The 22,712-nt window shown below is 50.5% G+C and carries 23 protein-coding genes; 9 read left to right on the top strand and 14 right to left on the bottom strand.

Annotated features, from left to right (window positions below; genetic code table 11):
- Window positions 1–37: 37 nt before the first annotated feature.
- From rpoD to rpsU, 4 genes are all read right to left on the bottom strand, one after another.
- The gene (gene rpoD / locus EH243_RS04135) at window positions 38–1,843 is read right to left on the bottom strand and encodes an RNA polymerase sigma factor RpoD (RefSeq protein ID WP_126157389.1); all 1,806 of its coding nucleotides are present in this window, start codon (window positions 1,841–1,843) and stop codon (window positions 38–40) included.
- A 214-nt stretch (window positions 1,844–2,057) separates the two neighbouring features.
- Window positions 2,058–3,995 (bottom strand): DNA primase, encoded by a 1,938-nt coding sequence (gene dnaG, locus EH243_RS04130; RefSeq protein WP_126157388.1) that lies wholly within the window; start codon window positions 3,993–3,995, stop codon window positions 2,058–2,060.
- Between the two features lie 44 nt (window positions 3,996–4,039).
- Window positions 4,040–4,489 (bottom strand): GatB/YqeY domain-containing protein, encoded by a 450-nt coding sequence (locus tag EH243_RS04125; RefSeq protein WP_126157387.1) that lies wholly within the window; start codon window positions 4,487–4,489, stop codon window positions 4,040–4,042.
- A gap of 46 nt (window positions 4,490–4,535) precedes the next feature.
- The gene (rpsU, locus tag EH243_RS04120) at window positions 4,536–4,751 is read right to left on the bottom strand and encodes a 30S ribosomal protein S21 (protein ID WP_019622914.1); all 216 of its coding nucleotides are present in this window, start codon (window positions 4,749–4,751) and stop codon (window positions 4,536–4,538) included.
- Between the two features lie 218 nt (window positions 4,752–4,969).
- Between rpsU and tsaD the strand changes: the two genes are divergently transcribed.
- Entirely contained in the window at window positions 4,970–6,004 is a 1,035-nt protein-coding gene (gene tsaD / locus EH243_RS04115) for a tRNA (adenosine(37)-N6)-threonylcarbamoyltransferase complex transferase subunit TsaD (protein ID WP_126157386.1), read from the top strand.
- A 166-nt stretch (window positions 6,005–6,170) separates the two neighbouring features.
- Here tsaD and plsY read toward each other — a convergent pair whose 3' ends face one another.
- Window positions 6,171–6,761 (bottom strand): glycerol-3-phosphate 1-O-acyltransferase PlsY, encoded by a 591-nt coding sequence (plsY, locus tag EH243_RS04110; RefSeq protein WP_126157385.1) that lies wholly within the window; start codon window positions 6,759–6,761, stop codon window positions 6,171–6,173.
- Window positions 6,762–6,854: 93 nt separating this feature from the next.
- Here plsY and EH243_RS04105 point away from each other — a divergent pair, with 93 nt between their 5' ends.
- The 5 genes from EH243_RS04105 to EH243_RS04085 are packed head-to-tail and all read left to right on the top strand — an operon-like array spanning window position 6,855 to window position 10,647.
- Entirely contained in the window at window positions 6,855–7,169 is a 315-nt protein-coding gene (locus EH243_RS04105; RefSeq protein WP_126157384.1) for a hypothetical protein, read from the top strand.
- 50 nt (window positions 7,170–7,219) lie between these two features.
- Entirely contained in the window at window positions 7,220–7,576 is a 357-nt protein-coding gene (gene folB, locus EH243_RS04100; protein ID WP_126157383.1) for a dihydroneopterin aldolase, read from the top strand.
- A complete protein-coding gene (folK, locus tag EH243_RS04095) occupies window positions 7,576–8,085 on the top strand; it encodes a 2-amino-4-hydroxy-6-hydroxymethyldihydropteridine diphosphokinase (protein ID WP_126157382.1) in 510 nt (169 codons plus the stop codon). Before folB ends, folK begins: the two co-directional genes overlap by 1 nt.
- A gap of 37 nt (window positions 8,086–8,122) precedes the next feature.
- Window positions 8,123–8,719: a LemA family protein gene (locus EH243_RS04090; RefSeq protein WP_206441505.1), complete on the top strand. Its 597-nt coding sequence runs from the start codon at window positions 8,123–8,125 to the stop codon at window positions 8,717–8,719.
- A 35-nt stretch (window positions 8,720–8,754) separates the two neighbouring features.
- Window positions 8,755–10,647: a M48 family metallopeptidase gene (locus EH243_RS04085; protein ID WP_126157380.1), complete on the top strand. Its 1,893-nt coding sequence runs from the start codon at window positions 8,755–8,757 to the stop codon at window positions 10,645–10,647.
- A 64-nt stretch (window positions 10,648–10,711) separates the two neighbouring features.
- Here EH243_RS04085 and EH243_RS04080 read toward each other — a convergent pair whose 3' ends face one another.
- From EH243_RS04080 to EH243_RS04040, 9 genes are read right to left on the bottom strand one after another with little or no spacing between them, the layout of a single operon-like run.
- On the bottom strand, window positions 10,712–11,482 hold the full coding sequence (locus tag EH243_RS04080) for a pteridine reductase (protein ID WP_241234989.1): 771 nt from the start codon (window positions 11,480–11,482) through the stop codon (window positions 10,712–10,714).
- Window positions 11,449–12,573, bottom strand: a complete 1,125-nt coding sequence (locus EH243_RS04075; RefSeq protein ID WP_126157378.1) for a tRNA nucleotidyltransferase/poly(A) polymerase-related protein — start codon at window positions 12,571–12,573, stop codon at window positions 11,449–11,451. The genes EH243_RS04080 and EH243_RS04075 overlap by 34 nt, the downstream gene beginning before the upstream one ends.
- Before the next feature lie 2 nt (window positions 12,574–12,575).
- Entirely contained in the window at window positions 12,576–12,896 is a 321-nt protein-coding gene (glpE, locus tag EH243_RS04070; RefSeq protein WP_126157377.1) for a thiosulfate sulfurtransferase GlpE, read from the bottom strand.
- Window positions 12,896–13,717: a symmetrical bis(5'-nucleosyl)-tetraphosphatase gene (locus EH243_RS04065; RefSeq protein WP_126157376.1), complete on the bottom strand. Its 822-nt coding sequence runs from the start codon at window positions 13,715–13,717 to the stop codon at window positions 12,896–12,898. Before EH243_RS04065 ends, glpE begins: the two co-directional genes overlap by 1 nt.
- A 9-nt stretch (window positions 13,718–13,726) precedes the next feature.
- The gene (gene apaG, locus EH243_RS04060; protein ID WP_126157375.1) at window positions 13,727–14,113 is read right to left on the bottom strand and encodes a Co2+/Mg2+ efflux protein ApaG; all 387 of its coding nucleotides are present in this window, start codon (window positions 14,111–14,113) and stop codon (window positions 13,727–13,729) included.
- Window positions 14,110–14,934, bottom strand: coding sequence for a 16S rRNA (adenine(1518)-N(6)/adenine(1519)-N(6))-dimethyltransferase RsmA (rsmA, locus tag EH243_RS04055; protein WP_126157374.1), 825 nt, complete (start codon window positions 14,932–14,934; stop codon window positions 14,110–14,112). Before rsmA ends, apaG begins: the two co-directional genes overlap by 4 nt.
- Window positions 14,927–15,931: a 4-hydroxythreonine-4-phosphate dehydrogenase PdxA gene (gene pdxA, locus EH243_RS04050; RefSeq protein ID WP_126157373.1), complete on the bottom strand. Its 1,005-nt coding sequence runs from the start codon at window positions 15,929–15,931 to the stop codon at window positions 14,927–14,929. The genes rsmA and pdxA overlap by 8 nt, the downstream gene beginning before the upstream one ends.
- Window positions 15,932–15,936: 5 nt before the next feature.
- The gene (locus EH243_RS04045; protein WP_241234988.1) at window positions 15,937–17,232 is read right to left on the bottom strand and encodes a peptidylprolyl isomerase; all 1,296 of its coding nucleotides are present in this window, start codon (window positions 17,230–17,232) and stop codon (window positions 15,937–15,939) included.
- Window positions 17,219–19,984 carry an LPS-assembly protein LptD gene (locus EH243_RS04040; protein ID WP_126157371.1) on the bottom strand — a complete coding sequence of 922 codons (2,766 nt, stop codon included), beginning with the start codon at window positions 19,982–19,984 and terminating at the stop codon, window positions 17,219–17,221. The genes EH243_RS04045 and EH243_RS04040 overlap by 14 nt, the downstream gene beginning before the upstream one ends.
- Window positions 19,985–20,116: 132 nt before the next feature.
- Here EH243_RS04040 and EH243_RS04035 point away from each other — a divergent pair, with 132 nt between their 5' ends.
- The 3 genes from EH243_RS04035 to djlA are packed head-to-tail and all read left to right on the top strand — an operon-like array spanning window position 20,117 to window position 22,702.
- Window positions 20,117–21,169 carry an aminoglycoside phosphotransferase family protein gene (locus EH243_RS04035; RefSeq protein ID WP_126157370.1) on the top strand — a complete coding sequence of 351 codons (1,053 nt, stop codon included), beginning with the start codon at window positions 20,117–20,119 and terminating at the stop codon, window positions 21,167–21,169.
- Window positions 21,169–21,861, top strand: coding sequence for an N-acetylmuramate alpha-1-phosphate uridylyltransferase MurU (gene murU / locus EH243_RS04030; protein WP_126157369.1), 693 nt, complete (start codon window positions 21,169–21,171; stop codon window positions 21,859–21,861). Before EH243_RS04035 ends, murU begins: the two co-directional genes overlap by 1 nt.
- Complete coding sequence (gene djlA, locus EH243_RS04025) at window positions 21,851–22,702, top strand: co-chaperone DjlA (RefSeq protein WP_126157368.1); 852 nt, start codon at window positions 21,851–21,853, stop codon at window positions 22,700–22,702. Before murU ends, djlA begins: the two co-directional genes overlap by 11 nt.
- The last annotated feature ends 10 nt before the right edge of the window (window positions 22,703–22,712 follow it).

Here is a 22,712-nt window from a genome sequence, read left to right as displayed (position 1 = left end):
AGGATATTATGGGCGCAACGGTCTGATTTAAAAGATTTTAATGTTCGTCAAGGAAACTGCGCAGATGGTCTGAGCGGCTTGGGTGACGCAGCTTGCGAAGTGCTTTAGCTTCGATCTGACGGATGCGCTCACGGGTAACATCAAACTGTTTACCTACTTCTTCAAGAGTGTGGTCAGTGTTCATGTTAATACCGAAACGCATACGCAACACTTTCGCTTCACGGGCGGTTAGGCCTGATAGAACGTCTTTGGTTGCTTCACGTAAGCCTTCACCGGTGGCAGAGTCTACCGGGGAATCAATGGTAATATCCTCGATAAAGTCGCCCAAGCTGGAATCTTCATCATCCCCGATAGGGGTTTCCATGGAGATAGGCTCTTTGGCGATTTTCAATACCTTGCGGATCTTGTCTTCCGGCATATCCATTCGTTCGGCCAGCTCTTCTGGAGACGGCTCGCGGCCCATTTCCTGAAGCATTTGGCGGGAGATTCGGTTCAGTTTATTGATCGTCTCGATCATATGTACCGGAATACGGATGGTACGTGCTTGGTCTGCAATTGAACGGGTAATCGCCTGACGAATCCACCAGGTTGCGTAGGTGGAAAACTTGTAACCACGACGGTATTCGAACTTATCCACCGCTTTCATCAAGCCGATGTTGCCTTCCTGAATGAGATCGAGGAACTGCAAACCACGGTTGGTGTATTTTTTCGCGATAGAGATAACCAGACGTAGGTTAGCTTCAACCATCTCTTTTTTCGCTCGACGGGCGCGGGCTTCACCGATCGACATGCGACGGTTAACCTCTTTCATCTCGTTGAGGGTCAGGTGGATATCTTTTTCTGACTGTACAAGTTTTTTCTGGGCCCGGCGCAGTTCGATCTCATGACGGCGAAGTATTTTCGCGTAATCCGTATCGGCGCTGAGTAAGTTGTCGAGCCACTCACTGTTGGTTTCGTTGCCCGGAAACTCTTTAATAAACTGGCGACGGGGCATTTTTGCACGCTGGGTGCAAATCTGCATAATGGTCCGTTCCTGCTTACGAATCTGATCGATAGAGCTGCGGACATTGGTGACCAGCATGTCGTAATAACGCGGCGACAGTTTGATCGGTGAAAAGGCATCAGCCAATTCTTCAAACGCTTTAGCGGCGGTTTTACTGTTGCGGCCTTCTTTTGCGACAGCTTTTTCGTAAGTTGTATAGGTGCTACGCAAAAGTGTAAAGCGGCGTCTGGCTTCTTCTGGATCTGGACCGCGCTCTTTCTCTTCGTCATCGTCGTCATCACTAGCCGCTTCAGCTTGTTGCGCTGCGGATGGGATTTCGACACCGTCATCAGGATCGATATAACCACTGAAGATGTCGCTCAGGCGGCCTTCTTCTTCAACGGTGTGATCATAGGCGGTAAGGATGGCATCAACGGAGCCCGGGAATGCAGCTAAGCCGGCCATGACTTCACGTAGACCTTCTTCGATCCGCTTGGCTATCTCGATCTCGCCTTGACGTGTCAGCAGCTCAACCGTACCCATCTCGCGCATATACATGCGGACAGGGTCTGTGGTGCGTCCGGCGTCTGATTCCACGGCGGCCAATGCGGCAACGGCTTCTTCATCGGCTTCTTGCGCGGAGTCGCCTTCGGTCATCAGCAGGGTTTCTGCGTCTGGCGCTTCTTCGGTGACCGAGATACCCATATCGTTGATCATACGGATTATATCTTCGACCTGGTCCGGATCAGCAATATCTTCTGGCAGATGGTCATTAACTTCAGCATAGGTAAGGTAGCCTTGTTCCTTACCCCTGGCGATCAATTCCTTGAGGCGTGACTGCTGCTTTGAGGTATCTGACATAATTGCCCTTCAGTGATGACAAAAGTGAAAAAAATTAGCCCGATATTATAGCGATTTCGGGGGGGGAATTCTACAGACTGTCTAAGCTTATAAGAGTTATTCCCTTATAAAAGTAGACTATTTTCAATGCACTGGGGCAGAAAGATAAAAATAAGTCTGAGTTTTCTCTGTAGCTCAATTATGGGGGTGGTTTGGCGAATTTCAAGGCGGATGGTTATTTTTCGGGTGCTTTTCTTAGTCGGCTGCCGGCTTGTTGCATGATTAATTGGTTAAGCCGTTGCTTATCTTCCGTGCTCAAATGGCCTTGAGACTTGAGTCTCAGGATCTCACGATCGAGATGGCGTTCTTGTAATCGGTTAAGGCAATCGCTTAATACTTGTTGGGTATTGGTCGAATCAATGATCGGTGTTTGGTGGGCAATTTCATTGAGTTGCCGAATGAGCGGCTTGAGATGCTCATGCTCCTGCCAGTCGACCGCCAAAATGCCGGGTGTCACGCCGGGGTGCTCCTGTAAGTAGGTAGCTAGCTGATAGAGCAGTATTTCAGCGCTATCATCGGAGCTGGCAAGCATCTCAAGATTACTGCATTGGCTGGCCAGTGACGGTAGGTGTAGTAAGATAGATACGGCCGTGCTGCTTGGGTTGAAGTGCACCGCTGACCCGCCGGGCGGTGCTGGGCGGGGTTTTTTGTTCCCTTTAGCAAAATCTTTAAATGGCTTTTTATTTTTGCTAAAGGATTGGGGCTCGTAGCTAGTGTATTCGGGCTGTTCAAAGTAACCATCGTCCTGATAATTAGGTGCTTCGTAGGCGTAGTCAGGGCTGGGGGCGTGGCTGTGGCTAACGGTGGTTTCTTGTAAATTATTGACGCTGACAAGTTGTTCTAGGCTGAGCCCGGTCAGTTCTGATATCTTTTCCTGCATCATCTGTTTGAGGATGCCGGGTTGCATCTGATCGATCAGTGGTAGCGCTTCATTACTGAATTGGGCGCGACCATCGAGAGAGAGCATGTCGGCGCCGTCCTCAAGGGTTTTGAAGAAGAAGTCTGATAGTGGTAGTGATTCGCTCAAACGCTGCTCAAATTTTTCACAGCCTTCCTTGCGTACTAAACTGTCAGGATCTTCGCCTTCGGGTAGAAAGAGAAAGCGCGCCTGTTTACCGTCGGTGATGACCGGCATGGTGGTGTCGAGAGCTCGTTTGGCTGCTTTACGTCCCGCGGCGTCGCCATCAAAGCAGAAGATCACTTCAGGGACCATCTTAAGTAGTCGTTCGAGGTGCTGTGCAGTAGTCGCTGTACCGAGTGTGGCGACCGCATAGCCAATGCCATATTGGGCTAAGCCGACAACGTCCATATAGCCTTCGACGATAATAAGGCGGTCGAGGGACTGGTTGAACTTGCGAGCTTCATAGAGGCCGTAAAGCTCACGGCTTTTATGAAAGGTGTCGGTTTCCGGTGAGTTGAGGTATTTGGGTTTTTCATCGCCCAGCACGCGCCCGCCAAAGGCGATCACTCGGCCGCGCATGTCGCGTATCGGAAACATAATACGTTCCCTGAAACGGTCGTAATAGCGATCGGAATCCTCTTTTTTGATCAGCATGCCGGCTTGCTCTAGCCTGACTTTAGTGGCTTCATCTTTGGCGAGTTTTTTAAGTATGTTGTCCCAGCCGGGTGGAGCATACCCAATGCCAAAGCGGGCGGCAAACTGGCCTGTTAGGCCGCGGTCTTTGAGATAGTTGACAGCTACTGCTTTGTGGGGGTGTTCTCTTAGCTGTTGCTGGTAGAAGTTGGAAGCTTCTTCGAGCAGGGCATAGATGTCTTTGATCCGCTGTTCGCGTTGATGATCAACTGGGCCATCAGCTTTGGGCATTTCAACACCCGCCAGTTTAGCGAGTTCTTCAACGGCTTCAGGAAAGCTGAGACGGTCGTGTTCCATTAAAAAGCTGAGTGAATTACCACCGGCGCCGCAACCAAAGCAGTAATAGAACTGTTTTTCATTGTTGACGGTAAATGAGGGTGATTTTTCTTTATGGAACGGGCAGAGGCCAGAATAGTTTTTGCCGGTGCGTTTCAGTTTTACGCGGGCTTCAACGATATCGAGAACGTTAACACGTGAAAGAAGGTCATCAATAAATGATTGTGGTATGCGTCCGGCCATAGTGTCAGACTACCTGCTGATGAGGGGTGGGTTCAGCAGTGATATTAACTATTTAATGCGTTTTTGACGAGTTGGCTGATAGCGCCCATATCTGCGCGACCTTGAACCTGAGGTTTTACCAGAGCCATCACTTTGCCCATCTCTTGCATGTTTTGCGCGCCGGAATCTATAACGGCTTGCTTAACAATGGTGGCAAGTTCTGCTTCTGTTAGAGGCTGAGGCAGGAACTCCTTAATAACAAGAAGCTCCCGTTGCTCAATATCGGCCAGATCATCACGACCGGCAGCATTAAACTGCGCAATCGAGTCGCGACGCTGCTTTTGCATTTTATCTAGCGTCGCGAGTACTCGTACATCATCTAATTCAATACGCTCATCCACTTCGATGCGTTTAAGCTCAGAAAGGATCATCCGGATAGTGCCCAAGCGCTCTTTTGCTTTCGCGCGCATGGCTGCTTTCATCTCGATACTGATGCGTTGCTTCAGATCGGACATACCGGTCTCCTCGCTGTATTGGACTATTTAATGCGTAGTAAAGATCTTAGTACAGACGTACGCGGCGCTGGTTTTCGCGCTGAACTTTCTTCAGGTGACGCTTAACAGCAGCAGCAGCCTTACGCTTACGGATTGAAGTTGGCTTTTCGTAGAATTCACGACGACGCACTTCAGCCAGTACACCGGCTTTTTCGCAAGAACGTTTGAAGCGACGCAGAGCTACGTCAAATGGCTCGTTTTCTTTAACTTTAACTGCTGGCATATAATACCTTACCTTTCCTGTAGAAATTTAATGTCTGTTCCGCTGAGTATTAGACACAGCTGGCCAATAAGGGCCGGTATTTTATTCTTATGGATCGACAGTGTAAAGCCTAAATACGATGAAATGATTGTAAAAATGGATGATAATAGCCGGATCTCAAGCGGGCTGCGGTTTTCGTGCTGGCATTTATCAATGATTATGAGTGAGAACAGTTAATAATGCGTGTGTTAGGAATCGAAACCTCCTGTGATGAAACCGGTGTAGCCATCTACGATAGTGAAGCGGGGTTGTTAGGTGATGCTCTCTATAGTCAGGTGGCGGTGCATGCGGAATATGGTGGCGTTGTGCCTGAATTGGCATCCCGTGACCATGTACGCAAGCTGTTGCCGCTGGTGAAAGAGGTTTTACAGCAGGCGGATATGCAGGCGGATGCCATTGATGCGGTCGCTTATACAGCAGGGCCCGGTCTTATCGGCGCGCTGATGGTGGGGGCTTCGACCGGTCGGGCGATGGCGCTGGCTTGGGGCGTGCCTGCGATTGGCGTGCATCATATGGAGGGCCACCTGTTAGCGCCGATGCTCGAAGAGCATCCTCCGGCGTTTCCCTTTGTTGCGCTGCTAGTCTCGGGTGGTCATACCCAGTTAGTGCAGGTCGATGGCATCGGTGAATATACGCTGCTGGGTGAGTCCTTAGATGACGCGGCCGGTGAAGCGTTCGATAAAGCCGCTAAAATGATCGGGCTTAACTATCCCGGTGGACCGGAAGTGGCACGTTTAGCCGAGCAGGGTGATCGTAGTCGGTTTCGTTTCCCTCGGCCGATGACGGATCGTCCTGGGCTGGATTTTAGCTTCAGTGGCTTAAAAACCTTTACTCTGAATACCTCCAATGATCTGCGAGTTGATGGTGTTTTGGCAGAAAAAGATCGCTGTGATATTGCGGCTGCATTTGAAGATGCCGTGGTTGATACCTTGGCGATCAAGTGTCGCCGGGCGCTGCAGCAAACCGGTTTTAAGCAGTTGATTATTGCTGGGGGTGTCAGTGCAAATCAGCGTTTGCGCGAACGTCTTGAGGAGATGGTTAAGAAAGAACGTGCGGCGCTCTTTTATGCGCGGCCACGGTTTTGTACCGATAATGGTGCGATGATCGCCTATGCGGGATGTCAGCGTTTGATGGCGGGTCAGAGCAGTGATCTGTCGATCCAGTGTCAGCCCCGCTGGCCGATGGACACACTTGAGCCTATCACAAAAGGTTAAGTTGATCTGTAGCAGTATCGGTGCGGTTGATGCTTCACCGCGATTCTTGTGGCTGTAGGGTGCTGATGAGCTTCACGAATCGCACCGTTGGTGCCCATGAAACCAATGGCGATGGTACTGTGCTTGGAATGGTGCGGTTCGCAAAGCTCACCGCCCCCTACTTTTGTTACAACGGATTTTCGCAGCGGTTGAGTAGGTTGCGTATATTTTGATGATGGGTTGCCAATATCAAGCTGCTCATAATCAAAATTGGTAAGAATAATGGCGGGATGAGTACCCAGCAAAACAGGGGACTCATGAGTGCCATGCAGACCGCTGCCAGTGAGGATATGCGGCGGGTGGCTAACAGAATGAGCCAAACGGCAACCTGAAATAGCGCCAGTCGATAGTCAAGAAATAGACAGCAACCGAGCATGGTGGCGACCCCTTTACCACCTCTAAAGCCTAAAAAGATCGACCACACATGGCCTATCAACGCGCAGATACCCACCAGTGCTTGATCAAATAGCGCGAGATCCATCCACTGTGCGATGGAGACCGCGAGCATGCCTTTACTCAGGTCGCCGGTCAGTGTTAATAACGCGGCCGCTCGATTGCCTGTCCTCAATACATTGGTTGCCCCAGGGTTGCCTGAGCCTAGTTGACGAGGATCACCAATCCCCATAAAGTGGCAAATAATAACCGCATTGGAAATGGAACCTAGCAGATAGGCGATGATCATTACGCTCAACGTGATGGCGGCACCTGCTTCGATCATAGTCCTATTCCGCTGTTTTATGGATTGAACTATTTTTTATAGCGTACTTAAGCTGAGGATGAAAGGGATATAAATCGGTAGAGGTATTCAAGGATGAATAAAATAATACTGTTAACGCTGTTGTTGCTGGCGAACGTTTGTTCAGCAGGATTGCGAATGGAAGATGGTAGTCTGATTAGGGCAGGTGATAATATTGCGCGTCTCTATGCTCAGTGGGGTAAAGAGGATATGCGCCTCACGAGTGAAAGAACCTGTAACCATATCATTCAGTTAAAGCGGCGCTATTGTTCTTCTCGGCGTCTCGTTTGGCAGGGTGATGGTCGATATATACTGGTGCAGGTGTCAGGGCGTATGATTATTAAAACAGGTTGGACTCGATCAAAGAGAGCGCTTAAAGAGGCGCTTTAAATCATTTGTGAAAAATCCGACATCAATTGCTAGATCGTAAGGGTTTTGTCTTGGATATTGTGTACATAGAGGGTTTAAAAGTAGAGACCGTCATTGGAATCTACGATTGGGAGCGCGAAATCCGTCAGACAGTATGTCTGGATATTGAGATGGCGACAGATATTCAGCAGGCTGCGGCCGCTGAAGATATTGATAGCACCCTTAATTATAAAACGGTCTCCGACCGCCTAATTAGCTTTATCGAAACCAGTGAATTTTTATTGGTGGAAACCATGGCTGAAGAGATTGCGCAGATTGTGCTGGATGAATTTGGTGTGCGTTGGCTCAAACTGAAGCTGGGTAAGCCCGGAGCAGTGCCGATGGCACGAGATGTAGGCGTCATTATTGAGCGGGGAGAGCGTTTCTGATGGCTGAGGTATTTGTAAGTATCGGTAGTAATACCGAACGTGAAGTCTATATTAAGCGTTGCCTTGATGCGCTGGATGCGCACTTTGAAAAACTAGCCTTGTCGCCGGTATACGAAAGCGAGCCCGTTGGTTTTGAGGGTGATAATTTTTACAACCTCGTTGCCTCCTTTAAAACGGAGTTGCCGGTCGGCGAACTGAGCAAAACGTTAAAAAAGATTGAGGATGACAACGATCGTTGCCGCACCTCTGAAAAATTTAGCGGCCGTACTTTAGATGTGGATATTTTGACCTATGATGCGCTCATCGGCACGATCGATGGCGTGACACTACCGCGTGGGGAAATTACCGAAAATGCATTTGTGCTATGGCCTCTCGCCGAACTAGCACCCAAAGCTCGACATCCGGTGTTGGCCGAAACGTATCAGCAGCTATGGTTAGATTACGATAAAGAGAAACAATCATTGTATCCAGTGCCGTTTATCTGGCGAGAGAACGATCTTTCAGCTTAACTAACACCGCAATACTGATATCAAACAGGGGAATAAAATGGGTATGGGCTCACTGATTTTTTTGGTCGTTGTTGCTGCGTTGGTGTTCTATGTGGTGGCGATCTATAACCGCTTGGTGACACTGAAAAACCGTTTTGAGAACAGCTTTGCGCAGATTGATGTGCAACTTAAGCGGCGTTATGACCTTATCCCGAATCTGGTAGAAACGGCTAAAGCGTATCTAGAACATGAGCGGGGCACGCTGGAAGCGGTCATTGCTGCCCGTAATGAGGCGGTGGCGGGACTTAAAGCGGCTGCGGCTGATCCTAGTAGCGGTCAAGCATTATCTCAACTGGCGCAAGCTGAGGGCGGCTTGCAAGGTGCGTTGGGAAAAATGAATATTGTGGTTGAGGCTTATCCTGAACTTAAAGCCGACGCCAATATGCGCCAACTGAGTGAAGAGTTAACCTCGACAGAGAACCGTGTGGCGTTTTCTCGGCAAGCCTTTAACGATGCGGTGACCGAGTACAATAGTTATAAACAGAGTTTTCCGCCGGTGATCCTCGCGGGTACCTTTGGTCATGTTAAGGATGCTTCCCTGTTGGAATTTGCTGATCGTGAACAGATACAAGCTGCGCCGAAAGTTAGCTTTTGATTAACCGTGATAAGGATTAGCGATCGGCGCTATCGATGAATTTCTATACTGCTCAGGATCAGGCGCGTCAACGTAGCCGTCTTTTATTGCTGCTGTTTGTGCTGTTAAATATTGCCTTAGTGTGCCTGATTAACCTGCTATTTGCCTGGTATCTCTGGGTGAATGATGACCCGCTCTTATTGGCTGATCGGGTATTCTTAGATTATCTCAGTTGGGAACGCATTCTAGTGGTGGCGATGGCGATCGCACTACTGCTGATGTTTGCTGCCTGGTTGAAATGGCTCGATGTGAAGCAGGGCGGTGGTGCGGTGGCAGAGCAACTCGGTGGCGAGCAGGTGTTGCCCTTGACCACCGATATTGCTGAGCGCCGCTTGATTAATGTGGTTGAGGAGATGGCCATTGCGGCGGGTGTGCCGGTACCGCCGGTCTATGTGATGCGCCGAGAAGCCGGTATCAACGCGTTTGCAGCGGGTTTGGGGCTGACCGATGCGGCGATCTGTGTCACCCGAGGGACACTAGATAGCCTGAGCCGAGACCAGTTGCAAGGGGTTATCGCGCATGAGTTTAGTCATATTCTCAACGGTGATATGCGGCTCAATATGCGATTGCTGGTGATGCTGCACGGGATGGTGTTTTTTGCGGAATTGGGCCGTGTGTTTGCCAGTAGCCGTACCAGTTGGTGGGCCGATTCGACTAAGTCGCGTAGCTCTAGCCGTGGTTATCTTGTGCTGTTAGGGGTTGGCTTAATGGTGGTCGGCTGGTGTGGTGTCATGGCGGGCAATATGATTAAAGCGGCCATTAGTCGTCAGCGGGAATTTTTAGCAGATGCATCGGCCGTGCAGTTTACGCGTAACCCAGAAGGTATTGCTGGGGCGCTGAAGGTGATTGGCGGTAGTCGGGTGCAGGGGCATTTGGAGCATCCCGAGTGTCAGGAAGCGGGTCATCTGTTTTTTTCAGCGGTAATGCCGAGTTGGCTGTGGTCGACTCACCCACCCTTGGATGTGCGCATTCGTAAAGTCGATCCCCGCTGGGATGGACAATATCTTCAGCCTCAGCCGTCGTTAACGTCGACAGAACAAGATGTGGATAAAACGATCAAAGCAAATCGTCCTCAACCGCAGGTTATTGAAGGCTTTCTCGGAGCATTGGTGGGCGCAGAGCTGATGGATTATGCAGCGCCAGAGACGGTTGCCGACGCGGCCGAGAATAATCTCTATCAGTTAGCGAGAGATCCCTATGATGCCCGAGTGGTTCTGTTAGGTTTGCTGATGGATGGTGATAGTGGGGTGCGGCAGCAGCAGTTTAGTCTGATTGAAATTGAGGATGCGGCCCTTTCTACTCGATTATCGGGTTACCTTGACCAGTTTAAAGCACTGTCTCGCTCGGAATATCTATCCTTGATTGAGCTAACACTGCCGGCACTGAAAGCACAGTCGGCCAGCCAATATAAAGCCTTTAAGCGGTTGTTATTGCAGGTGGTACAGGCCGATCAGCAGATCGACCTGTTTGAATGGGTACTGTATCAATTGGTGAGTCGCTACTGTGATGCGCATTTTGGTGCACATCGGCAGCGGGATAACCGGCATAAGAAGATCGATACCATCGCCGATGAATACGCCATGGTGATTTCAATGCTGGCTTATCATGGTGAGACCGACGACGAAGTCACTCTTAAGGCCTTTCATCGCGGTGCAGGTGTTGCCGGACTGTATACACTCCAGCCAGTGCCTCAAGCCGATTGTACGCGAGAAGCCTTTGCCTCTGCCGTATCGGTATTGGCCATGGCCACGCCCTTTTTGCGCCAGCGGATGTTGAAAGGGATGGTGCAGGTGGTACGTCATGATGGGCAGGTTGTGCCGGTTGAGCGGGAATTGATGGCTGCTATCGCTGCCGTGATGGAAAGCCCTTTGATTGGCTTAGATGATTAACCGTTAAGTGGATTAGCCGTTAAGTTGATTCAAGGGTCTCGATGCAAGCTAACGAGCAGCCTTTTTAGTGGCTATAGAGTGATTTTCCACCATCAACCGCGATAATCTGGCCGGTAATAAAGCGCTGGCCCGCTAAAAAAAGTACCGTCTCGGCAATATCCTCGGGCGTTCCTGTCCGTTTCAAAAGTGTTTTATCCACAATGGCAGCTTGTTCTGTCGAGCTGATCGCTGCTGCCTGTTCAGGCCAAAGAATCGGTCCTGGTGCGACACCATTGACGCGCACCTGCGGCGCGAGCTCTTTGGCTAGACTCAAGGTCATCATCTGTAAACCCGCTTTGGCGATAGAGTAGATCGGATACCCGGGCAGAGCTCGTTGGGCGTGGATATCAATGAGATTGATGATGCAGCCCTGTTGCTGGGTCAAAGATTCGGCTAGCTGGGCGCAGAGAAAGTAAGCCGCTTTTAGGTTGCTGTTGACCAGTTCATCCCACTGTTGTTCGGTGCTTTCCTCCAGCGGTGTCGGGTAAAAAGAGGACGCATTGTTGATTAGTAGATCGATCTGCCTCCAGCAGTCGAGAGCTTGAGACGCTAATTGCGTCACCTGTTGGTGACTATTTAGATCCGCTTGCAGTACCGTGGCGCTATCGGCGCGTAGGCTGTTGAGCTCTTTGGCGAGCTGTTCTGCCTCATGATGAGAGTGGTGGCAGTGGATGATCACCCGATACCCCTGCTGCCAGAGTTGACGGGTGATCGTCGCGCCAATGCGTCGTGCGGCGCCGGTAATGAGGGCAACGGGGTGTTTCATGGTTGTTGTCCGTCGATTTGTTGTTGGCATAGACGTAACTGAGCCTCGTGAATCGCTTCACCTAGTGCCTTACCTTTAAACCCTTGTGCCATGAGTTGTTTCGGGTTGATCTGCTGTAACGACAGCAGTAGCTGAGGTAGCAGATGTTTGGCCGCTAGTTCGCTAGGGTCGATCAGTGCACAGCCCTGCAGTAATAACTCTAGGTGTTCCTGACGTCGTAGAAGATCGAGATCCTTGACCAGAGCGAGGCGTTGCTCCGCATCGAGCTCTGTAAAGTGACAGAGTTGCTCGGCTTGGCCGCTGAACTGTAATGCTAAATCTCGATAGGCATTGGGAGCTCGATGGCGTTCACAGAATACTTTGATGGCCTCACTGCGTTCTGCTGCGGGAATATTCGCAAACGCACGGCGTATTAAAATGGCAAAGCGCACCTTAGTATCAGCCGGTTGGCTAATTGCGGTGAGAGTCGTTGAATCCTTTACCGCGGGTAATAGCTCGGGGAAAAGCACTGGCAGTGCATGAGCCTGTTGCAGCGTCAGGAGAAACTGCTGTGGTGCCGCTTCACTGAGAGCACGTTGAAACTCCTGCCATACCCGTTCGGCGGTGAGATGTTCGAGTTCATCACTCGCCGCCAGTTGCTGCATCAGTGCGAGTGTTTCTGGGGCGACATGGAAGCCCAGCGGCGCATAGCGAGCCTGAAAACGCGCCACCCTCAGTACACGCAACGGATCTTCTGCGAAGGCGGGAGACACATGGCGGAGGAGCTTTTGTTGTAGGTCCTGTTGGCCATGATAAGGGTCGATAATATTCCCTTCAGCGTCCATTGCCATCGCATTGATGGTTAGGTCACGACGAATCAGATCCTCTTCTAGGGTTACATCGGGGCTAGCGTGGTATTGGAACCCAGTATAGCCTTTACCTGATTTTCGTTCCGTGCGCGCTAATGCGTACTCTTCACCGCTATCGGGGTGGAGAAATACTGGAAAGTCTTTGCCGACGGGACGGAAACCCTGCTGTAGCATCTCTTCAGGCGTCGCACCCACGACCACCCAGTCTTGATCGTAAATCGGATAATCAAGTAACCGGTCCCTAACCGCGCCGCCGACTAGATAGATCTGCATCGTTAGCTTTTATCGCATAGGTCGGGGCGACTTGCCTGCCAAAGCTCAAATCCACCATCGAGGCTGTACACCTGATCAAAGCCCTGTTGCAGTAAAAAACCAGCGGCGGATTGACTGCTGAAACCGTGGTAACAACAAACAATCACCGGGTCGTCCATATCCGCGGACTGTATGAAATCATGTAGGGTTTCATTGTTGAGGTGAATCGCGTTTTTAATATGCTTCTGTTGATAACTTTGTGGATCGCGAATATCAACAACGACTGCGCCCTCAGCGATAAGTGTTTCCGCGCGGGGGATATCGATACATTCAAAGGTGTCCATCAGTTACCGTACCTCATTTTACTATTAACAGAAAACAGCTGTTGGTCTTCGAGTCGTAGGGCGGTGAGTTTGCCACCCCAAACACAGCCGGTATCTAATGCATAAACGTTCGCTCGATCGGCCTTGCCTTCCAACGCAGCCCAGTGGCCAAAGACGATGCGGCTTTTTTTCAACACCTTGCCCTCATGGCTGAACCAGGGTAAGAAGCCGGTCGGTTGGCTCGACAGTGAGCCCTTGGCAGAAAATTCCATATGCCCGCTAGCATCGCAAAAACGCATGCGGGTAAAGTAATTGGTGATAGTTCGCAGGCGATCGAAGCCTTCTAAATCTGGAGACCAGCAGTTGGGCTGATTGCCATACATTCGCTTGAAAAATTCAGTGGCGAGAGTGCTTTGTAGAATGGTTTCAACTTCCCGAGCCCGTTTATGGGCTTTTTTTAGTGACCATTGGGGTGGAATACCCGCATGCACCATGGTGAAGCCGAGTTCGTTATCGGTTGCCAGAAGGGGCTGTGAGCGTAACCACTGCATCAGCTCCTCGGCATCAGGAGCCTGTAACAGGTTCTCAAAGGTATCTGATCGTTTGCTTTTGATCGCACCACTATAGACTGCCAGCAGGTGGAGATCGTGATTACCCAGTGTGACCACTACTCGGTCGCGGATACGATACAGAAAGCGTAGGGTTTCCAGTGATTTTGGGCCGCGATTGACGAGATCTCCCGCCAACCAAAGCCGGTCGTTATCGCTAAAGTTGATATGCTGCAGCAGAGCCTGTAGCTCATCATAGCAGCCCTGAATATCACCGATTGCGTAGGTGGCCATCTGGGTTCCTTAGTGCAGTGCGTTCGGTAAGGCGAGGGTGAAGGGTTCGATGTCGGCATTGAAGGTTTCGCCGTCATGGGTCTTCATCTGGTAGTGCCCTTGCATACTGCCTACCCGAGTTGCCAGCACAGTGCCGCTGGTATAGCTGTAACTATCTTGTGGTTCGATAATTGGCTGTTCACCGATAACGCCTTCGCCTTCGACTTCCTGAACCTGCTCATCACCATCCACAATTAACCAGCGGCGGCGCAACAGTTGTACCGGTTGCGGCTCAAGGTTGGTGATGGTGATGTGGTAGGAAAAGACAAAGCGCTTCTTTTCTGGATCGGATTGTTCCGGCAGATAAGCGGTTTTGACGTTGATATCGATGTTATGAGACGTGTCTGAGTAGATCATAGGGTTTCGTTATCGGGTGATTTTTGGCTGCTCAGATAATCGCTTATCCGGATAAAGTCGGTCAAGGCCAGTCGTTCGGGGCGCAGGCCAGGGTCGATACCGAGTGCGGCAATCTCATCGACCGACAGTAAGGGTTTGAGATTATTACGCAGGGTTTTTCTGCGCTGCCCAAAAGCGGTACGGACGACGATCTCTAGTTTGCTGATATCCTGCGCTTGATGGGGAAGCTCTTTATAGGGAACCAAGCGTACGATCGCTGAATCCACCTTGGGGGCAGGATCGAATGCATGGGGTGGCACAAGAAACAGCGGTTCTATCTGACAGTAATATTGTGCCATGATGCCGAGTCGACCATAGGCGCTATCGCCGGGTTTGGCCGCCAGTCGATCTACCACCTCTTTTTGCAGCATAAAGTGCATATCTTCGATTTGATCAGCAAAGGTGAGCAGGTGGAAAATAAGCGGGGTGGAAATATTATAAGGCAGGTTGCCGACCACGCGTAATTGCTCATCCTGCAGTTGCAATGTACTGAAATCGAACTTCAGGGCGTCGCCTTCGTGGATGGTGAATTTATCCGCATAGCTGAAAAACTTAGTCCGCAGGATCGGAATCAGGTCGCGGTCGAGCTCTACGACATCAAGACGTTGGCACAGATCCAGCAGTTCTTCAGTGATAGCACCGAGGCCTGGGCCTATCTCAATCAGGTGTTCTGTTTCGCTGGGCGCGATGGCTCGGATAATGCGGCGAATAACGCCTTGATCCTGAAGAAAGTTTTGGCCAAAACGCTTACGTGCTTTATGACCTGCAGGCTTATTACTCATTCACTGTTCCGGTATGACGGTTGGCTGCCATCTCGGCAGCGTAATTGATGGCGGTTAGCAGACTGCCGTAATCGGCTTTGCCGGTGCCGGCGAGGTCTAACGCGGTGCCATGATCAACCGAGGTGCGGATAATCGGCATTCCTAAGGTGATATTAACCGCGCGGCCAAAGCCTTTGTATTTCAAGACGGGTAGCCCTTGATCGTGATACATCGCTAGCACCGCATCGGCGGTATTCAGCAGTTTATCGGTAAACAGTGTATCGGCAGGCAGTGGATCACTCAGGTTATAACCTTTGTCTCTCAGGCGATCGATAACCGGCTGAATGACGTCGATCTCTTCCCGTCCCATGTGGCCACCTTCACCCGCATGGGGGTTGAGTCCGGCAATCAGAATTCTAGGGTTATCTAAGCCAAAGCTTTGTTGCAGATCCCGCTGTAACACCTCGAGAACCTGTTCCAATAGTGGCTGAGTGATGGCCGCCGGTACCTCTGATAACGGCAGATGCGTGGTTGCCAAGGCGACCCGTAACCCTTCGGTCGCGAGCATCATGACTACTTTTGGGGTGTCTGTCAGTTGTTCTAGAAACTCGGTATGGCCACTAAAAGGGATGCCGGCGTCATTGATGATCCCTTTGTGGACAGGAGCGGTGACCAGCGCGGCAAATTCTCCGCTTTGGCAGCCTCGAGTGGCACGGGTCAGGGTGTCTAAAATATAACGGGCATTCGCCGGATTAAGTTGCCCGGCGACCGTTGTTTTGACTAAGCTGATCGGTTCGATCCATAAGGTGCCGGGTGCTGTCGGAATCACCGGTGCAGCGGCATCATAGGGCAGCAGAGTGATCGGCAGATTAAGCTGTCGAGCCCGTGCCTGCAGCATCAGTGGATCGGCAATCACCACTAATTGGTGGTTATGCCCCTGCTGGGCGATCTGAATACATAGATCCGGCCCAATGCCGGCAGGTTCGCCCGGTGTGAGGGCCAGTCTATAGGTTTGCATCGGTTTTATTTAAGCTCGATATAGGCCTGAGAACGGATTTCACGCAGCCAGTTTTGCAGTTCTTCGTTGAACTTACGCTGACGGATGGTCGCCCGAGCCTGATTGGTTTTCATCTCTTCGCTCATGTCCTGCTGTCGACGATCCTCTACCTTGAGAATGTGCCAGCCAAAACGTGATTCGAATGGCGCGCTGATCTCACCCTTCTGGGTATCGAACATCACTTCTTCGAATTCAGGCACCATCTGGCCAGGTTGAGCCCAACCAAGGTCGCCGCCTAATGAGCCACTAGCGGGGTCATCACTGAGCTGCTTAGCCAGTTCTTCGAACGGAACGCCCTGTTGCAGTTTCTGGTAGATAGCGTCGATCTCACGGCGGGTTTGGGCGGCAGAACGGATCTCATTCGGGCTGAGGAGAATATGACGCACCTTAACCTGGTCGACCAGTTGAACGTTGCCGCCCTGTTTGTCGTTGACCTTTAATATATGGAAACCGCTGGGGCTACGAAGTGGTGCGCTAAACTCACCCTGTTTGAGTTTTTTGATCACAGTCGCGAACTCTTCAGGTAGCTCATTCAGTTTGCGCCAGCCAATTTCACCGCCTTTTAGGGCGTTAGGACCTTTAGATTGGGCGATCGCGGTTTCAGCAAAATCGGCACCCGCTTTTAACTGTGCAGAGATGCTGTCGGCTTGCTTCTGCGCCGCTTGCAGCATTTTTGAGGTAGCTTGCAGTGGCACGGCGATCAGTATTTGCGAGATATTGTAGCTTTCGGTGTTCGCCTGTTCACCTTGATGGGAGCTCAGGAAATTATCAATCTCCTGCTGGGAGACATTGATACGGCTGTTGACGATACGTTGCTGAATGCGCTGAATGAGCATCTCATTGCGAATTTGTTGACGTACCTGAGCGTAATCCTGCCCTTCGGCGATCAGTGCTTGGCGGAATTGATCCAGTGTCAGCTTTGAGCTGGCGGCGATACGTTCGATCGAGGCATTCAGTTCGCTATCACTGATACGGATACCGCGCTCTTTACCGAGCTGCAACTGGATATTATCCAGTATGAGGCGGTCTAGTACTTGGTTCTGTAGGGTTTGTTCGTCCGGCAGGCCACGCCCCTGTGCGTTGAGGCGGCTTTTAATGATCGCCTCCCGTTCGCTCAGTTCGCTCTGTAGAACGATATCGTCGTTAACAATCGCGACAATTCGGTCGAGTGGGATATCTGCGGCGCTGGCCGAGACGCTGAGGCCTAAAAATAGGGCAGCCAGTGATGGCTTTAATTTTTTTATGAGCTTAGTAGTCATCATTCTCTTCACGTTCTTGAAAGCCAACAATATCTTGTAACGCATTACTGCCGTTACCAATTGCACCTAATCCTTTCAGGATAAATTGCAGAAACAGGGCGGTATCTTCCTGACCATCGCTATCATCCTCTATCCATTGGCGTGCAGCAACCCGAACTTTCCAACAACAGTTGGCGTACTCTAGGCCGAGCAATGCTTCGGGCGTTTGTGAGTTTTCCATATCTTCTTGCCAGCGTACCATGGCGGTCCACTCGGGTGAGAGTGGCCAAATAAATGACATTTCAACCTGATCGCGCACATCTTCCCGATAACGATAGCTGAGGTTGATCACTTTATTGATCGCCGGAGTGTAGCGTACTTTGAAGTTGCTCTCTAATGGGCTTAGATCGTTCCTGTCCAGTTCGGTATCCATTGAAAAGCGAAGTTTTGAATAAGGATTCCAGTAAACTTCGGCGGCAAAGTTGGATTGCTCCTCAGTATCGACACTGGTATCGCCATTAAGTTGCACGGTGCGGTCGGCAAAATAGTAAGCTTGCGCAAGGCCTACGTGTGCCATTTCACTACCATCCTCGCGATAAAAGCCCGAGCCGATACCCGCGGTAATCTGTTGGTTATCACTAACTTTATCGAGGCCGGTAAAGCGGTTCTCTCTGAAGAGACCTTCATAGCTGAAGTCAGCTTCGGCGGTATCGAAGTCAGGAATACCTTGTTGATCCTCTTTCTCACTGTAGAGGGCAAATAAGCGAGGTTCCAGTGTTTGGGTATAGTCGCCAGCTTGACGTTCAAACAAAAGCCCTGAGTCAATGCTGAAGACCCCGGTGGCACGACTGATGCTGTCATCTTCGCCAGCGATTTGATCTTCTAGTTCATATTGACTTAACCAGTAGCTCAGTTTCGGCGTTAAATAACCCCAAGATGAGATCATCGGTACACTAATCGAGGGTTGAACGTGGAAGCGGGTGCCGGTGACTCGATCGATACCGGTAAGATCTTCGATATCTCGATCAAACTGGGTCGCGTCGGTCAAATAACTGAGCACCACTTCTTGGCCCAAATCATAACTATAGCTGCCCTTAACTTGTAACTGTGGCATTTTTTGATACGGGGAGTCACTATCGTTGATAGTCTGATAGCTGTGTGCTCGAAGAGTAGCTTCCCAGTTTTGTTGGCTATAAGTGGCCTCTGCTAACCGGTTCAGGTGATTGGAACGATCTACCTCTAAACTTGAACCTAGGTCATCGAAGTAGTCATCATCACTGACGGCATTAAAGTCTATCTGACTACTCCAAGCGCCTTTGTAACCCGTATGATCAATACCGACTAACCAGCGATCACGGTCTGCCTCATTATCGTCAAACATCAGCCCGGTGCTGAGCGCTTGCTGGCCATAGCTGTTCATATGGCGAAACTCATTTTCCAGCAATAAGCCCCGTTCGGTGTAGATCTTAGGTGTTAGCGTATCATCATAATCGGGTGCTAGATTAAAGTAGTAAGGGGTTGCTATCTCGAGTCCATCGTCGTTGGAGTAACCGAACGAAGGGAATAAAAAGCCTGAGTGACGTAGGTCGTCGATTGGAAATTCGAGATAGGGAAAATAAAATACCGGTGTCCCAGCCACTTCTAATGTGGCGTGGCGTGCGGTACCAAAACCCTTATTGGGGTCGAGGACTAGAGAGTCAGACGAGATTTGCCAACTTTCATCTGAGGGTGAGCAGGTGGTATAGCTGCTCTTCTCCATCCGTATCCGGTTGTCTTGTAGTCGAATAATGCGCTTAGCTTCGCCGCGCAATGATTGCTCGTGAACAATATAGTCAGCATCACTGATGACTGTTTCACCGGTAAGGGCGTTGGTTTGCGCCTGAGCGCCGCGAAGTAACAAGCCTGGCTCACGGTAACGGATATCACCGGTCATGGTGATCTGATTTGAAACCTGATCAACCTCTGCAGAATTACTGCGTAAAAAATGCCCCTGTTGCCGTAGCTCTACATTGCCTTCTAGCTGTGTGAGCCCACCAAGTTCGGTTTTGGAACTGTCGGCATCAACGGTGAGATTTTCGTTATCATTCGCAGCGATCTCATCGTCAGGCTCGATGTAGACACCAAAACATGCTCTTGAGGCCCCTGTAATGGGATACCAATCTTGGCTGGCATAACGGGTATCGCTTAGATCGGCTTGCTCTTTCAGAGCCTCTAGGCGTTGTTGCTTCGCTGTTTTATTTGGTTGACGAACAACAGGTGTTGAGACCTTTGACGTTACTGTGACGGTTGTCGCTAGGGATTCTGTGAGTGCGGCTGTCGTTTTTGGTGGATTTACGACAGGCGCAGAGATCTTTGGTGACGCTGTAATTGTATCTGAAGTCGCTACGGTATTTGCGACTGCGGCGGTACTCGGCTTACTTGTAGCGACAGGGGAGTTTGGCTCATTGCCTGCACATGCCCAACCGCCGGTAGCGCTCGCCTCGCAGAGCCAAGCACCATTAACCTGTGGTTTTGCTCTGTTTACTTGAGTCACGACAGGCGCGACGTCGACCTCGGTGCTTTCGGCGGCGACGGTCGGTGCCGCAGGGTCAACGGCTGGTGGCAGAACATCCTCCCTTTCGGGGTGATCGCATTGCCAGCTTTGGCCATTTTCCATGGTGCAGGTCCATAGGGCGTCACGGATATTGGTATCCGTTTCTGCACCCATGAGTGCTGTTGGCGCTGCAGCAATAATCGCCAGTGTCAGTGTGTAGGAAGAACGTCTTGAGAACGGCATTCAGATTGTCCATTAGGAAGCGCAGAAAAAGTGTCTTTTCTCTTATCGCTAAACCTTGATTCGAGTAACATAGCCCATTGAGCATGGCATGATAAAACATTCAGCTATAACAAGGCTAGGGGATTGATCGATATGGGACTAAGGCTGACCGGACTCAGGCAGTGGGTTGAGCAGGTATTTGCCGAGCTGAAAATAGATTTGGCCGCGGATTGGCAGTGCGTTCCTGTGTCTGGTGATGCAAGTTTTAGGCGTTATTTTCGGGTTAAAAGCGACGGTCAAAGCTGGATTCTGATGGATGCTCCGCCGGAAAAAGAAGATAGCCATCCGTTTGTCTGCATTGCCAACGCTTGGGAAACCTTGGAAATACATGCGCCGCGGGTTTATGCCGTTGATTTTGATCAGGGGTATATGCTGTTGTCTGATCTGGGTGATGATCTTTATCTCGGGCAGTTAAATGACGATAGTGCGGATGAGCTTTACCGTCAGGCGCTACAGACACTGATCCATATACAACCTTGCCAGGAGATCACTGATTATCCGCTAGCGTATTATGATCGCGCTCTGTTGCAGCGAGAGATGGATCTGTTCCGCGATTGGTTAGTGGCTGATCTGTTAGCGATAGAGGTGGGCCCCGGCGTGAAACATCTGTTTGCCGAGGTATCTGATTACCTGATTGAATCAGCATTGGCACAGCCTCAGGTGTGTGTGCACCGTGATTATCACTCGCGAAATCTGCTGGTGGATGGTGAAGGTACACCGGGAGTGATTGATTTTCAGGACGCGGTGATTGGGCCGATAACCTATGATCTTGTGTCGTTACTGCGTGATTGCTATATCGAATGGCCAGATAAGCGTGTGTATGGTTGGGTTGATCAATTTGCTGAGATGTTGCTAGCCGAAGGAACGTTGACAGAATATGACCGAGAAACCTTCTATCGCTGGTTTGACTTGATGGGGGCTCAGCGACATCTGAAGGCTGCGGGTATTTTTGCCCGATTGTATCTGCGAGATGGTAAGGCGGGTTATCTTGAGGATATTCCTCGAACCGTTAATTACATAATTCGAGTGGCAGGTCGCTATGATGCACTATTTACCTTTTCTACTTGGTTGCAGGAGGTTGTTGTGCCAGCGATGTATGCTAGTGAACAATTTGATCCTCAGCATCTCGATAAGTGGTTTAGTTGATGAAAGCGATGATCTTGGCTGCGGGTTTGGGAACCCGCATGCGGCCCCTAACGCTGACAACCCCAAAACCGTTGCTGCCAGTCGCGGGTAAACCACTGATTGAATACCATATTGAACGATTAGTGGCGGCGGGAGTCACGGAGATAGTTATCAACCATGCTTGGTTGGGTGAGCAGCTCGAAGCTTTTGTGGGTGATGGCCGGCGCTGGGGGGCTAAGGTGCACTGGTCGCCGGAGTCCGAACCGTTAGAAACCGGTGGGGGAATCTTTCAAGCACTGCCTTGGTTGAGTGATATGGGAGAGCCCTTTCTCTTGGTTAATGGGGATGTGTTTAGTAATTATCCGTTTGCTGCTTTAGTGGCCCACCGCATGGCGGCGGATGATCAAGCTCACTTGGTGATGACGGCTAATCCAACCCACAATCCAGCAGGTGATTTCCAGTTGCAGCAGGGGCGTGTCGTTGAGCAGGGTGATACAAAGTTAACGTATAGTGGTATGAGTCTCATCTCGCCTGAGCTCTTTGACGGTTGTATCGAGGGGAAGTTTCCTTTGGCGCCGTTGTTACGCAAAGCGATGCAGGCTGGTCGTGTGAGCGGCGAATGCTTTTCGGGGTATTGGCGCGATATAGGAACGCCTGAACGACTTCAAGGCGTCAGTGAAGATATAAATAAAGGTCGGGTAGATGGCATTTAAAAGTGAAAACGCAGGCTTTAGTTTGGGTCAGTTGATCCGTAGAAATCGTACCGCCCTGATTATCGGTGGGTTTATTGGCCTATTGAGCGGTGGCTTATTTGGCTTATTGATGGGGGCGGGTATTGGCGTAGGGATATCGGCCGCGCTGAAAAATGCCTTAGGTAACGCGCTGAACCCTCAGGATGCTTTTTTTCGGGCGACGTTTACCGTGATGGGTAAATTGGCAAAGGCCGATGGTCATGTCAGTGAAGCCGAGATTCAGTACGCCCGAGAAGTGATGGGTCGTATGGGATTGAGTGAAGAGCGACGTCTTGAAGCGATGGCGCTGTTTTCTCAGGGTAAAGAGAGTGATTTTGATATCGCTGAGGTCATGCGACCCCTGAGTGCGTTGATTCGTTTTCGTATTCCCCTGAAATTGATGTTCGTTGAAATTCAGTTGCAGGCGGCGATGGCAGATGGTCAGGTCAGTGAAGCTGAAACCATTATTATTCGCGAAGTCTGCGGTTTATTGCAGATGTCTCAAGCGGAGATGGCTGCGCTGATCGCACGGATGCAGTCGCAGTTTTCTTATCAACAGCATAGCTATCAATCTCATCAGGGCGGTTTTGTCTCAGAGCACGAGTTGTTGAAAGAGTCTTACGGTGTTTTGGGCGTCGATGAATCCGTGTCGGATGCCGAACTTAAAAAAGCCTACCGTCGCCTGATGAGTCAGCACCATCCCGATAAGCTAGTCGCTAAGGGATTGCCAGAAGATATGATGCAGCTGGCGAAGGAAAAAACCCAAGAGATTCAGGGGGCCTATGACCGGATACGCACCGCTCGTAAAAAGAGCGCTGCATAGGGCCAATGAG

This window comes from Amphritea opalescens (assembly GCF_003957515.1).
In the GTDB taxonomy this organism is placed as follows: Bacteria; Pseudomonadota; Gammaproteobacteria; order Pseudomonadales; family Balneatricaceae; genus Amphritea; species Amphritea opalescens.
This window is presented reverse-complemented; position numbering and strand designations above follow the sequence as displayed.